Raw genomic sequence first — 13,326 nt, forward strand, 5'->3', positions numbered from 1 at the left:
TTCCCTACTGCGCCGCCGACCGCAACGCCTCAAGGCAGAGGTCGACGGCGACGGGACGCAAATCCTCGAAGGCAGGTTTTACGGCGAGATCGGCGATGACGCCATGGAGAAATTCGGGGCTGGCGGAAAGCACGGCGCGTTCGGCGCGGCGAACTTCGTCTGGAAATGCTTGGAGCGCCGAAAGCACCTGGCGCCTGTCGGCTCGCCAAGCCGCTGCTATATCGAACATGTCGCGCGGCAGGAGCGAGGCTCCTCGAAAGTAGACCTTCTTCGCCAGGATCTCTCCGATCGTCTCCACCCGGGTGGATAGACCGAGCACATCAAGTCTGCGATGAGGTGCCGTTGTAAGATCGGGACAGGCAATGAAATCAATCTCGCCCGCAGCGCCGAACGACAGCTTGAGAAATCGCACACCATCGCCATGATAGGCTGCCAGGCCTTGGACAAATCCGATATTGCCCTTGCCAGGGTCCAGATACGCCAGCAGCTGCGGATCGGGGAGAAAAACATCGATGTCATGACTTTCTCGATGGCCTATCTGCAACATCAAGGCCGTTCCGCCACCAAATGACCACCGATCCAGAAAGCCGGCGCGTCCGAGAATTTCATTCGCTTTCAGAAACAGGTCTTGCCAACCGCCGCTCAAGCGGCCCGGCCCAGCCATGTCCGGCCCGTCCAATTGTCGAAGTCAGCTGCAGCCTGAGCAAGGCGCTCATCGGAGATGCCGTGCTCCCCAGCAAATTGCCGCTGTAGATCTGCATCGACTTCATAGAGAAAGGAGGCGGCATGTCCCGGCATGGCCTTCATGCGCTTTAGATCGAGAAGCAGTGAAGCAATCTGTTTCCCGCTGAGCTTGCGGGCATAGGAGGCGTTCACAGTGGCCAAAATCAGCGGTTCGACACTCGCCATAGACTTATCCTCCGAGTGATGGTCGAAGAGTCTCACGCGCCTTCGGTTGCGTCAACCCACCGGAAACACCATCGTCACCGCAAGCCCCGGATGCGCCGCCCCCGCCTTCGTCGGCGCAAGCTCCACCCGGCCGCCATGCAGTTCCATCACCGCCACCGTCAGCGCCAGCCCGAGCCCCGTGCCAGGCTTCGAGCGGCTTTCGTCCAGGCGAAAGAAGCGTTTGACCACATCGCCATATTTGTCCTCGGGAACCCCTGGCCGCGATCGGCCACCGTCACCCGCACGCCCTCGGCGCCGAGCGTCACCGAAAGCGTGATCACAGACGCGTCGGGATTGTCGCCATATTTCATGGCGTTGTCGATCAGGTTGGAAATGGCTTGGCCGATCAGTTCACGGTTGCCGCGCACGGTGATGTCGGGCGCGATCATCCGGTCCAGCCGGAAGCCGGCGTCTTCGGCCACGGGTTCATAGAGTTCGCCGAACTCCTCGGCGACCTCGGACAGATTGACCACAGACATTTCCGCCGCCGCTGAACCCGCCTCTACCCTGGAAATCATCAGAAGCGCGTTGAAGGTGCGGATCAGCTGGTCGGTGTCGCCGATCACCTCTTCGAGCGCGACGCGGTAGTCCTCGGCGTCATCGGCCTTGGCGAGGGCGTTTTCCGCCTTGTTGCGCAGTCGGGTCAGCGGCGTCTTGAGGTCATGGGCGATGTTGTCGGAGACCTGCCTGAGGCCCTCGTTCAGCCGCTCCATGCGGGCGAGCATCACGTTCAGCGATCCGGCCAGTCGATCGAACTCGTCGCCCGACCCGGTTTCCGGCAGGCGTTGCGATAGGTCGCCGGCCATGATCTTCTGGGCGGCGAGCGAGGTCCGGTCGATGCGCCGCAGAGCATTGCGGCCGATCGCAAACCAGATCACCAGCGCGCCGACGCCCATCACCCCAAGCGCCAGCATCAGCGCCTTGCGCACCAGGAGGCGGGCGTTTTCCGGCTCGCCGACATCGCGGCCCACCAGCACGCGCAAGCCGTTTTCGAAGCGGATCACATGGGCGATGGCCTGATGCCGGTCCTTCTTGGCCGTCTCGCCGAAACGATTGTAGAGAAAGGGCTTGTCGGTCCAGCCCTCTTCGTTGAGCACGCCGGCCTGCAAGCCCGCCACATTGCCGGCGAGGATTTCGCCGCTCGGCCCGGCGATCACATAGAGATTGGCGCCGGGCTGATGCGAGCGGCGCTCCAGCACGCGCAGCAACGAGGCGACGCCGCCTTCGGTATAGATATCCTCGAGCTGGTTGACCTCTTCGGTAATAGATTCCTTCATCCGCGCCTGCAACTGGCCGTCGGAAATCGAAGTGACATACAGCACCAGCACCGCCGCGCAGGCGGAAAACAGCAAGAGATAGATGGCGGAGAGGCGGACGGCGGTATGGCGATAGAGCAGCCTCAGGCGCGCCAGCGCAGCCATCACGCCTCGTCCTTGATCATATAGCCCGCGCCGCGAATGGTCTTCAGCAGGGACTTTTCGAAATCCTTCTCGATCTTGCCGCGCAGGCGCGACACATGCACGTCGATCACATTGGTCTGCGGATCGAAATGGTAGTCCCAGACATTTTCGAGCAGCATGGTGCGCGTCACCACCTGGCCGGCATTCTTCATCAGATATTCGAGCAGGCGATATTCGCGCGGCTGCAGCACGATCTCCTTGCCGGCCCGGCGCACCTCGTGCGAGAGCCGGTCGAGTTCGAGATCGCCGACCCTATAGATCATGTCCTGCTCGGGCAGAGCGCGGCGGCGGCCGAGAACCTCCACGCGCGCCAGAAGCTCCGTGAAGGAATAGGGTTTGGGCAGATAGTCGTCGCCGCCGGCGCGCAGTCCTGTCACTCGGTCATCGACCTGCCCGAGCGCCGACAGGATCAGCGCCGGCGTATTGTTGTTGCGGCGGCGAAGCTCCGAGATCACCGACAGCCCGTCTCGCCGCGGCAGCATGCGGTCGACGATCAGCACGTCATAGCCGTTTTCGGCGGCCATGAAGAGACCCGCTTCGCCGTCGCTGGCATGATCGATCGTATGTCCCGCCTCGCGAAAAGCCTTGACGAGATAGCTCGCCGCGTCGAGATCGTCTTCGATGATGAGTATTTTCATGGCCGGGAAATTAAGGCGAGAGCATCAAAAGCGAAAGCCCCGTCGGGGGCTTTCGCGGTTCGGATCGGAAGGTCAGCCGATCGGCAGGGCCACGAAGCGGTTGCCGGTCTGGTCCTGGATCTGGAACAGCGCCTTCTTGCGGCCGTCCCTCTTGGCGTCCTCGACGATCTTCTTGATGTCGGAGGGCGACTTGATCTCCTGGTTGTTCACCGAGGTGATCTTCTGCCCCTCCTTTACGCCCTTGTCGGCCGCGTCGGAGTCCGGGTTGACCGAGGTGATCGCCACACCCTTGCCGTCGTCGGTGGGGGCGACGATAAGGCCGAGTTGGTCGAGCGTCAGTTCGGCCGGCGCGGCCTGCTCGTCGGAGCCCTGATCCTGTTGCGGCTCGGCCGAAGCAACCTTCGGATCGGTCGGCAGCGTGCCGAGCGTCACCTTGACGCTGACCAGCTTGCCGTCGCGCCAGACGGAGATGTCCGCCACCTTGCCGGGGTCCATGGCGCCGATCTTGCGGGCCAGTTCCTTGGGACCCTTGACCGGATCGCCATCGACGGCGGTGATCACATCGCCCACCTTGATGCCGGCCTTGGCGCCGGGAGAATCGCCCGTGGGCTCATTGACCAGCGCGCCGGCGGCTTCCGCCAGGCCGAGCGAGTCGGCGACGTCCTGGGTCACGGGCTCGATCTTGACGCCCAGCCAGCCGCGCTGAATTTCGCCGCCCTTCATCAGCTTGCCGACCACATCCTTGGCCACCGAGGCCGGAATGGCGAAGGCGATGCCGACATTGCCGCCCGACGGCGAGAAAATCGCGGTGTTGATGCCGACCACTTCGCCCTGCAGGTTGAAGGTCGGGCCGCCGGAATTGCCCCGGTTCACCGCCGCGTCGACCTGCAGATAGTCGTCATAGGGGCCGGAGCCGATGTCGCGGCCGCGAGCCGAGACGATGCCGGCGGTCACGGTGCCGCCGAGGCCGAAGGGATTGCCGACAGCCACCACCCAATCGCCGACCCGCGTCTTGCTGTCGTCGGCGAACTGCACATAGGTGAACTTGCGCTTGGCGTCGACCTTCAAAACCGCGAGATCGGTGCGCGGATCACGGCCCACCAGCTTGGCGCCGAGTTCGGAGCCGTCATTCATCACCACCGTGAAGGCGCTGCCGCCGTCGACGACATGGTTGTTGGTCACAAGATAGCCGTCCTCGGTGATGAAGAAGCCCGAACCCTGCGAGGTCGGACGCAGACGCGGCTTGTCGCCACGCTTGCCGTGATTTCGCCAGTAGTCGCGCTCCTGGTCGCCGCGCTGGCTATACTGGTCGCCGCCGCCGAATTCCTTGAAAAAGCGCTTCAGCGGATGATCGTCCGGGAGGTCTTCGAAATTCTGGCCGCCGAAATTGGGACCGAAATTGAAGTTGAAGCCGTTGGACGCGTCCTCGGAGGCCGGCTGGGCGCGGCTTTCGACACGCACAGACACGACGGCCGGGGTCACGGCGGAGACGACGTCGGCGAAGCTCGGCACCTGCGGCGGCGCCGTCAGTTTCACCGCCTCGGCATGCGCCGTGTTGAACGCCATCGGCGCGCCGGTCACGAGCACGGCGGTCGCCATGCCGGCGATGGTGCCGGCCTTGAGGAGAGAAGTCAGCGAAAAGCGTGAAGCGGTCTTTCCGGTCATGGTTCTAGTCCTTCATCGTCAGGCGGAGCGGGGGCTCCAGTTCAGATCCTTAAGATGGGATTAGATCTAGCGCGCGCCACCTTGCGGCATTCTTTCCGGGGGTGAAATTTTGGTAATGTGCAAAAGAACTCAGTCTTCTCGTTGCAAAAGCGCGTCCAGCTTGCGCTGCTCCTCTGCGCTGAGGTCCTGTGCCCCGACTGAGATTCTTCTGCGACGCAATTGGACAAGCACCACCCCTGCCCCTATCGCCGCCAGCGCGACCGGCATGCCCCAAAGCAGGAGCGTGTGTTCGGACAATCTCGGCTTCAACAGAACGAATTCGCCGTAGCGCGACACCAGATAATCGATCACCTCGTCGTCGCTGTCGCCGGCCGTCAGCCGTTCGCGCACCAGCAATCTGAGGTCTTTGGCGAGATCGGCGTTGGAGTCGTCGATCGACTGGTTCTGACAAACCATGCAGCGCAATTGCGCCGACAGCCCCCGCGCCCGCGCCTCGAGCGCCGGATCCTTCAGCACCTCGTCGGGATTGACGGCGAAAGCCGGCGCCGCCGCCAACAGCAGCAGAAAGGCAGCGACGAGCCTCCTCATTCCGCAGCCTCCAGGATGCCCGGCGCAGCGATCGGCCGCGCCCGTTTCGAGGGCGCCCCGATGCGGAGACGCCGATCCGACAGCGACACGAAGCCGCCGATCATCATCACCACCGCCCCGCCCCAGATGAACAGGATCCACGGCTTCCACCAGATGCGCACCACGTGTTCGCCTTCGGGGTTCTTGTCGCCGATCGAGATGTAGAGCTGCGACGCGCCGAAGGTGATGATGCCGGCTTCCGTCGTCGGCATCTGGCGGGCGGTGTAGATGCGCTTGGCGCTGTTGGTTTCCGCCACGACGACGCCATCGCGCAGCACCGAAAAATGCGCAGCGTCCTCGATGTAGTTCGGTCCCCTGCCCGCGCGCTCGTCGTCGAAGCGCACCGTATAGACGCCGTTTTCAGTCGTGTCGCCCGGCTTCATTTCGAGAATATGTTCGGTCGACCACGCGGTGGTCAGCACCACGCCCAAAACCGATACGCCGAGGCCGAGATGGGCGAGCATCGTGCCGAAAGCCGAGCGCGGCAGACCGGCAAGCCGCCGAAGGCCATTGGCGAAGCCTGCCTTGGCGAAACCGGCGCGCTGCCAGAGATCGACGAGCGCGCCGGTCACCAGCCAGAAACCGGCGATCAGCCCGAGCGCCGCCAGCATCGGCCCATCGCCGCGCGCCACCCAGACAGCAACCCCGAGACAGAGCGACAGCGCAAAGGCGAGCCCAAGCCGGCGGCTCGCCGCTTTCAAGTCGCCGCGCTTCCAGGCCAGCAGCGGCCCGAAGGGCAGCACGACGAACAGCGGCGCCATCAGCCAGCTGAAGGCGATATTGAAGAAGGGCGCGCCGACCGAAATCTTCTCGCCGGTCAGCGATTCAAGCAGCAGCGGATAGAGCGTTCCGGTCAGGATCGCCCCTGTCGCGACAACGAGAATAACGTTGTTGAGCACCAGCGCCCCTTCGCGCGACACCGGCTGGAACAGACCGCCGGGCGCGAGCGACGCGGATCTCAGCGCAAACAGCGCAAAGGCGCCGCCGATGAAGATCGACAGAATGACCAGAATGAACACGCCGCGCGAGGGATCGCTGGCAAAGGCATGCACCGAGGTCAGCACGCCCGAGCGCACCAGGAAGGTGCCGAGCAGCGACAGCGAGAAGGTCATGATCGCGAGCAGCACGGTCCAGATCTTCAGCGCATCGCGCTTTTCCATCACCAGCGCCGAATGCAGAAGCGCGGTGCCGGCGAGCCAGGGCATGAAGGAGGCGTTTTCGACCGGATCCCAAAACCACCAGCCGCCCCAGCCGAGTTCGTAATATGCCCAATAGGAGCCCATGGCGATGCCGGCGGTCAGGAAGGTCCAGGCGAGCAGCGTCCACGGCCTCACCCAGCGCGCCCAGGCGGCGTCGATCCGCCCTTCGATCAGGGCGGCGACGGCGAAGGAGAAGCAGACGGAGAAGCCGACATAGCCGAGATAGAGCAGCGGCGGATGGATCGCCAGGCCGAAATCCTGCAGCACCGGGTTGAGGTCGCGACCCTCCGCCGGCGGGGGGTCAGTTCGGCGATGCCGAAGGTGCGCAGGAAGGGATTGGAGGTCAGCAGGATGAACAGCAGGAAGGCGACGGTGATCCATCCCTGCACGGCCAGCGCATTGGCCTTCAGGCTCTTGGGCAGATTGCCGCCGAAGCCCGCCACCAGCGCCGAGAAAAAGGCGAGGATCAACAGCCAGAGCATCATCGATCCCTCGTGATTGCCCCAGACGCCGGAAATCTTGTAGACCATCGGCATCAGCGAATGCGAATTCTCCCAGACATTGATGACGGAGAAATCCGAGGTCACATAGGCCCAGGTCAGCGCGAGATAGGACAGCCCGATCAGCGTAAAACTCGCCAGCGCCCCGGTAGTCCCCACCGCCATCAGTCGCGCCTCGTTGCGAAAAGCGCCGACCACCGGCAAGGTCGACTGCAACAGCGCCGCGGCGAGCGCGCAGGCGAGCAGAAAATGCCCGAGTTCGACGATCATTGGATCTTCTCCTTGCCGCTCATGGTCACACCCTTGGCCTTCAGCCGGTCGGCGACGTCCTTGGGCATATAGGTCTCGTCATGTTTGGCGAGCACGGTGTCGGCCACGAAGGTCGGCGGCGCCATGCTGGTCATCCGCCCCTCCGCCACCACGCCCTGCCCCTCGCGAAACAGATCCGGCAGGATGCCGGTATAGGCGACCGAAACCTGGCCGATCGTATCCGTCACCACGAAATTCTCATGCATGCCCTGCCCGCGCTTCCAGGAGCCGACTTCCACCAGCCCGCCAAGCCGAATGCGCGTGTCCGGCTTCAGGTTCGCCTTGGCGAGATCGGACGGCACGTAAAAATAGGCGACCGACTGGCTGAAAGCGAACATCACCAGGAGAACCGCGGCGATCAGAAAGCTCACGCCGCCGCCGATCAAGGCCAGCCTCTTCTGCTTGCGGGTCATGGGGTCGCTCCCTCCATCGGCGCGCCCACCTCGCGCGCCAGCGCCATCAGCGCCTTGCCATTGTCGGTGTTCGCGGGGAAAGCCGCAAGACCCCGCTTCAACGCTTCACCAGCCTTGGCCGGGTCGCCCAGCACCATGTAGGAGCGGATCAACCGCTGCCAGCCCTCGAAATTGGCCGGCTCGTCTGTCAGCCGCGCATCGAGCGATTCGACCATGGTGCGGATCATCTGCATGCGGTCGGCGTCGTTCAGTCCGGCCGCCGCCTCGACATCCGCCGCCGAAGGGTTGCCGGGCGCGGCCGGATTGGCCGCTTCGGCCTTGAACCGCATGATCTGCGCGGCGACGATCTCCTGCCAGGGCGCATCCTGGGACGCCGAGGCCGCCAGCGCCTCGAGATCGGCGATCGCCTTGGCTCTGTCGCCGGCTTGCCCCTCGGCCAGCGCAAGATAGAAGCGGGCGCGCGCATCCGCCGGGTCGAGCTTCAAGGCTTCCATGAAGGCCGCGCCGGCGTCCTTGGTCACCATGCCCTGATTGCCAGCCGCGATCGCCTCGCCCAGCGCGCCGTAAAGCTCGGCGCTGCCGCCCTGATAGCGGATGGCGTTTCGATAAGCGTCCGCCGCGTCTTCCGTGCGCATGCGGCGCATATAGATCGGCGCGAGCAGCGCCCAGCCGCGTCCGTCGGTCGGATTGGCTGCGAGATGCGCTTCGGTCTTGGCGATCAGCACATTGATGTCGGGATCGGCCTCGTTCATGCGCATGGCGAGCGGCAGATCCGGAAATTCTGGATTGCCGGTGCGCAGATAGAGAAGTCCTGCCGCCGCCGGCAGGAACAGACAGAGAAACAGGATGACGCCCACCGCCGCGCCGCGCGACAAGCCCGCGCCGCCGCCTTCGCTCTTTTCGCTGGCTGCGATCAGCCGGCGGGCGATCTCGGCGCGCGCCTGCTTTGCCTGGTCGGCCTCGATCAGGCCGGCGGCCTGGTCTCGGTCGATCTCGGCGAGCTGGTCGCGATAGACTTCGGCGTCGTTGGCCGACGCCGGCAAGGCGGCCGCCGGCCGCCGCATCAGCGGGGCGGCGACGATGAATGCGGCGATGACCGCGATGGGTAGCGATACGATCCAAAACATGATGGATATCAACTAACGAAAGCCGCGCGGCGTGAAAATGCGCCAGATCAAGGAATTCGCTGTCGGGAGACGATTGGCCGCATTCCCGAGGTCAATTTCACGTGAGAGGCGTCCAGGCTCCGTTGCCCATACGGCAGGCGGCGCCGCGCGCAGTCACCGCGCCGCTCTTGGCGGCCAGCACGTGAGAATATTGACGGCAATTCTGCGAGCCCACCTGATAAGGCGCCGCCGCCGTCACTTCGCCCTTCAGTCCGTTGCCGCTCCAAACCACCGCCTGGCCGTTCGGCGCCGCTTCCAGCGCCTTGTATTCCGCTTCCAGCGCCCGCGCTTTATCGGCCTCCGACAGTTTCACGCCCGGCATCCGCGCCACGAGCCCGCCCTTCAGGGCCTGCAGATAAAAGGCCGGCGGCTCCGGCCTGTCCGACAGTTCATACCCGGTTGCGTCGGAAATCTTTTCGCCGGTCTTGTCGAGCCGGGTTGAGCCTGATGTGGTGGCGCAGGACGCGACGGAAACCGCGACGAGCGCGAGAACGGAGAAACGGGCGGTCACACCAAATGCAGTCACGAAATTCATTCTTGTCATCACGGATTTGCGGGCAGTCCTGCGGCGCAGAGATGGCCGCAATATGACACGGATGAAACGAGAAATATATTCGTTTTGATGGAAATGATGGCGTGGGCGCTCCACAGCGCATTCGTCAACCACGATCATAATGCGAGGGTGCTTTTATTGAGGCACAATCGAGGTTTCCGCAAATGTCGCCGCTACTGCGGAAAGCGGAATATACATCGCTTTGTAACCCTTCCTGATCCTGATCGGCTTCGGTGAACGTCTTAAATCCGAAGGCTTCGTATATTTCCTGAACGCGCGCATTGAAGGCGTGTAGCGTCATCGCGTACACTCCAACATTCTCCCTAACCGACAATGCGCTCTCAAATGCGTTTAGCATCATGGTGAGACCCAAGCCCTTCGGCGCATTCTTGTCGCGCCCGATCATGGTCAGATAAATGGTAGGGATTGCAGCAAATCGACCAAACTTCTTGTCTGCTTCGTCGCTCATGCCAGGCTTGAAGGTCATCGTTGTGAGGGCGTAAAATCCGAGCGGCGTCGGGCATCCGGCTCTACAGGAGACGAACACGCGCTGGGCATAGCTTTTGTGGCTCTTGAGCGTGTTTATTCGGAAGAAGTTGTCGATCGGCTTCAGATCGCAGCAAAAAGCCCCTCGCGGATGATCACCAAGGGGCTCAATGACAATCTCTTCCATAGGCGGACTTATTTAGATTGCGTCATAAAACGCGCGCGCGATTTGCGAATGAGTTTGGCTAAGCTGGGCACAGACTCTGCGTTCTCGTCAACCGCCGCCGCTTTCAATTGTTCAAATTTCGCCGTATCGACCACGACAGGCATCGGCGTGAACTCGCCGTCATCTTTGAGAAGAGCTACCATGATGGCCTCCGTGCGGCGCGCAGGAAAAACATGGAACAAAGATGGTGTGCAGCCTGCAGGCTTTCATCTATAATTATCGCATAAAGAGCCACCGTGCAAGAGATTCAAACTCCATACAACCTCCGATAGATTCTAGATATCTTCAGAATCTGTTGGAACTACAATGCCGGACCTATGCTCAACCACCCCACCGCCGTCACCCCCAATCATTGGCAGGATCAGTTCCGCCCTCAACCCGCCGGCCTCGGCCCGCGACAGCGTGAACACGCCCTGATATTCCGAGACGATTTCAGACACGATCGACAGGCCGAGCCCGGTGCCCGGCTTGCTCTCGTCCAGCCGGCGTCCGCGCTTCATCGCTTCCGTGATCTGGTCGGGCTCGAGGCCGGGGCCGTCGTCCTCCACCGCCACGAGCGCCCAGTTCTTGCGGGCCGCATCCTGACCGACCCGGCCGGGCGGCGCGGGCGTCACGGTCACCGACACGGTCGAGGCGGCGAAGCGGCCGGCGTTTTCGAGCAGATTGCCGATGGTTTCCTCGAGATCCTGCGCTTCCATCGCGAGTTTCAGCCCACGCCCGGTCATCGATAGCGTGAATTCCTTGCCGTCGTTGAGCTTGCGCATCACGCGCAGCAAGCGCTCCAGCACCGGCTCCACCTCGGTGCGGGCCAGGATGCTCTCGCGCTGGGCGGCGATGCGGGCGCGGTTGAGATAGGATTGCACCTGCGCCCGCATGATCTCGGCCTGGCTCTTCACCAGCGCATTATGCGGCGAGGCCATCTGGTCGGCGTCGTTGAGCAGCACGGCGATGGGCGTCTTGAGCGAATGGGCGAGATTGCCCACCTGCATGCGCGCCCGCTCCATCACCCGCTTGTTGCTCTCGATCAGCGCGTTGACTTCGACGGCCAGCGGCTGGATTTCAAGCGGCAGATCGTCGTCCAGTCTTTCAGCCTCGCCGTTGCGGATGCGGGCGAGCGAACGTCTGACGCGGTCGAGCGGCTTCAACCCGATCAGGATCACCAGCGCGTTGAGCCCGAGCGAACCGATGCTGAACAGGCCGAGCGACAGATAGAGATTGCGGTTGAAGGCGGCGACGTCGTTCTCGACCGTCCGGTGGTTGCCGATCATCCGGAAACGCACGGTTCGATAGACGGCTTCGGGAAGTTCGGTGGCGTTGGCGTCGATATCCTCGGGCGCGCCCTCGTCGAGACTGATCTCGGCTTCGGCCACCCGCACCGGATTGCCGGCGCTGTCGGTGGCGGCGTAATAGCGCTCGAAGCGTTGGTTGAACGGCGCGGATTCGTTGGTCGCCGTCGGCACCGTCACCCCTTCGAAGCTCGGCGAGGTCAACGGCTCTGTCTGATAGTCGCCGAGCGGCAGCACTGCCCAGTACCAGCCCGATCCCAATTGCTGGAAGCCGAGTTCGCTCATCTGCGGCGATCCCGTCAGTTTGCGGCTGTCGGGATCGATCGACACCGAATTGATCGCCGAATAGAGCTGGGCGCGCAGAAGATCATGCAGATTCTTCTCGGCGCTGCGTTCGTAGAGCGTGGAAATGACGAAGCCCATGATCACGACCCCGATCGCCGACCATACGGTCGTGTAGATCAGGACGCGGCCGGTGAGCGAGCGCAGCCTATCCATTGGTGTTGGGCTGGATGCGGTAGCCGAGGCCGCGCACGGTCTCGATGATGTCGATGCCCATCTTCTTGCGCAGACGGCCGACAAACACTTCGATCGTGTTGGAATCACGGTCGAAATCCTGATCGTACATATGCTCGACCAGTTCGGTGCGCGACACGACCTGGCCCATGTGATGCATCAGATAGGACAGAAGCCGGAATTCGTGCGAGGTGAGTTTCAGCGCGCTTCCATTCACCGTCACGCGGCTGCTCTTGGTGTCGAGCTTCACCGGCCCGCAGCTGAGTTCAGAGCTCGCATGGCCCGCAGCGCGGCGGATCAGCGCCCGCAGCCGCGCCTGCACTTCTTCCATGTGGAAGGGTTTGGCGACATAGTCGTCGGCGCCGGCGTCGATGCCCGCCACCTTGTCGCTCCAGCGGTCGCGCGCCGTGAGCAACAAGACCGGCATCTTGCGCCCGGCCGCGCGCCATTTTTCAAGCACGGTGATGCCGTCCATTTCGGGCAGGCCGATATCCAGGATCACCGCGTCATAGGGTTCGTTTTCGCCGAGATAATGGCCCTCTTCGCCGTCATAGGCCTGGTCGACCACATAGCCGGCTTCCTTCAGCGTGTCGGCGAGTTGGCGGTTGAGATTCTGGTCATCTTCGACGACGAGTATGCGCATCGGAACTCCTCGGATAGCCGGGCCTGCGTATCAATAATCCATGGGAATGCGCAAGCGGACTTTCTTCGGCCGTCCGTTCTGCTTGATCACCAGCATGGTGACCACGCAGACGCCCTGGTTGCGATTGGCCCGCACCGACAGGAGTTCGCCGCCGGTCATGGCCATCGCCTGATTGACCGCGCCGGCGCAACCGGCGCGGTTGTTGGCGCGCATCCGCCTCGGCGCCGGCGCATATTCATCCGCAAACACCGGGCCGTCCTGGAGATAGAGCATCTGCGCGGGCGTATACTGCTTGGCCGGCGCCGGCAGATCGCCGGTGGGGCCGAGCATGAGGCTCGCGGCCAGAAGGGAGGGCAGGAAAGCGGCCATGGGCAGTTGCGGTTCCGTGTAAGGCGTTTGACTTGCGCCCTTTCTAGAGCAGCAACAATGAATGGCGAATGAATGTGTCCTTCAGCTTCGATTGGGTCGGCTCAGGACACGCGCCGATCGGCGCTCAGCCGCCCGTAGATCGCCAACAAACCGCCTGCCGCGCCGGCCAGCGTCGTCAGCGCCTCGACGAGATCATGCTCCATGCCGGGCGCGAGAGGCGACCCCGCCGCCTGCAAGACACTGGCGAGAATCGCCACCAGCGCTCCCCAGACGGTCTTGGATTGATGCCATGCTTTCGTGTCGTCCATGGTGTCGTCCTTTC

14 protein-coding genes and 2 pseudogenes are annotated in these 13,326 nt (G+C 63.1%); all 16 read right to left on the minus strand.

Features of this window, described 5'->3' with window-relative positions:
• Positions 1-4: 4 nt before the first annotated feature.
• Complete coding sequence (locus H2O14_RS05345) at positions 5-664, minus strand: nucleotidyl transferase AbiEii/AbiGii toxin family protein (RefSeq protein ID WP_182826816.1); 660 nt, start codon at positions 662-664, stop codon at positions 5-7.
• Positions 643-909 carry a hypothetical protein gene (locus tag H2O14_RS05350; RefSeq protein ID WP_182826817.1) on the minus strand — a complete coding sequence of 89 codons (267 nt, stop codon included), beginning with the start codon at positions 907-909 and terminating at the stop codon, positions 643-645. The genes H2O14_RS05345 and H2O14_RS05350 overlap by 22 nt, the downstream gene beginning before the upstream one ends.
• 51 nt (positions 910-960) lie before the next feature.
• A pseudogene (locus H2O14_RS05355) lies at positions 961-2,369 on the minus strand (ATP-binding protein).
• Entirely contained in the window at positions 2,369-3,046 is a 678-nt protein-coding gene (locus H2O14_RS05360) for a response regulator transcription factor (RefSeq protein WP_182826818.1), read from the minus strand. The pseudogene H2O14_RS05355 and the gene H2O14_RS05360 overlap by 1 nt, the downstream one beginning before the upstream one ends.
• A gap of 72 nt (positions 3,047-3,118) precedes the next feature.
• Entirely contained in the window at positions 3,119-4,711 is a 1,593-nt protein-coding gene (locus H2O14_RS05365) for a Do family serine endopeptidase (RefSeq protein ID WP_182826819.1), read from the minus strand.
• Positions 4,712-4,840: 129 nt separating this feature from the next.
• Complete coding sequence (locus H2O14_RS05370; protein ID WP_182826820.1) at positions 4,841-5,299, minus strand: cytochrome c-type biogenesis protein CcmH; 459 nt, start codon at positions 5,297-5,299, stop codon at positions 4,841-4,843.
• Positions 5,296-7,307: pseudogene (locus tag H2O14_RS05375) on the minus strand (heme lyase CcmF/NrfE family subunit). The gene H2O14_RS05370 and the pseudogene H2O14_RS05375 overlap by 4 nt, the downstream one beginning before the upstream one ends.
• The gene (gene ccmE / locus H2O14_RS05380) at positions 7,304-7,759 is read right to left on the minus strand and encodes a cytochrome c maturation protein CcmE (protein ID WP_182826821.1); all 456 of its coding nucleotides are present in this window, start codon (positions 7,757-7,759) and stop codon (positions 7,304-7,306) included. The pseudogene H2O14_RS05375 and the gene ccmE overlap by 4 nt, the downstream one beginning before the upstream one ends.
• A complete protein-coding gene (gene ccmI, locus H2O14_RS05385) occupies positions 7,756-8,886 on the minus strand; it encodes a c-type cytochrome biogenesis protein CcmI (protein WP_182826822.1) in 1,131 nt (376 codons plus the stop codon). The genes ccmE and ccmI overlap by 4 nt, the downstream gene beginning before the upstream one ends.
• A gap of 97 nt (positions 8,887-8,983) precedes the next feature.
• Positions 8,984-9,451, minus strand: coding sequence for a hypothetical protein (locus H2O14_RS05390; RefSeq protein WP_409526903.1), 468 nt, complete (start codon positions 9,449-9,451; stop codon positions 8,984-8,986).
• Between the two features lie 133 nt (positions 9,452-9,584).
• On the minus strand, positions 9,585-10,151 hold the full coding sequence (locus H2O14_RS05395) for a hypothetical protein (protein ID WP_182826824.1): 567 nt from the start codon (positions 10,149-10,151) through the stop codon (positions 9,585-9,587).
• Positions 10,152-10,159: 8 nt separating this feature from the next.
• On the minus strand, positions 10,160-10,333 hold the full coding sequence (locus tag H2O14_RS05400) for a hypothetical protein (protein ID WP_182826825.1): 174 nt from the start codon (positions 10,331-10,333) through the stop codon (positions 10,160-10,162).
• Between the two features lie 132 nt (positions 10,334-10,465).
• Positions 10,466-11,974 carry a sensor histidine kinase gene (locus tag H2O14_RS05405; protein ID WP_182826826.1) on the minus strand — a complete coding sequence of 503 codons (1,509 nt, stop codon included), beginning with the start codon at positions 11,972-11,974 and terminating at the stop codon, positions 10,466-10,468.
• Complete coding sequence (locus H2O14_RS05410) at positions 11,967-12,635, minus strand: response regulator transcription factor (RefSeq protein ID WP_137154127.1); 669 nt, start codon at positions 12,633-12,635, stop codon at positions 11,967-11,969. The genes H2O14_RS05405 and H2O14_RS05410 overlap by 8 nt, the downstream gene beginning before the upstream one ends.
• A gap of 30 nt (positions 12,636-12,665) precedes the next feature.
• Positions 12,666-13,004, minus strand: a complete 339-nt coding sequence (locus H2O14_RS05415; RefSeq protein WP_182826827.1) for a hypothetical protein — start codon at positions 13,002-13,004, stop codon at positions 12,666-12,668.
• 101 nt (positions 13,005-13,105) lie between these two features.
• A complete protein-coding gene (locus H2O14_RS05420) occupies positions 13,106-13,312 on the minus strand; it encodes a hypothetical protein (protein WP_182826828.1) in 207 nt (68 codons plus the stop codon).
• Positions 13,313-13,326: the final 14 nt, after the last annotated feature.

This window comes from Rhizobium sp. G21 (genome assembly GCF_014158035.1).
Lineage (GTDB): Bacteria > Pseudomonadota > Alphaproteobacteria > Rhizobiales > Rhizobiaceae > Rhizobium_E.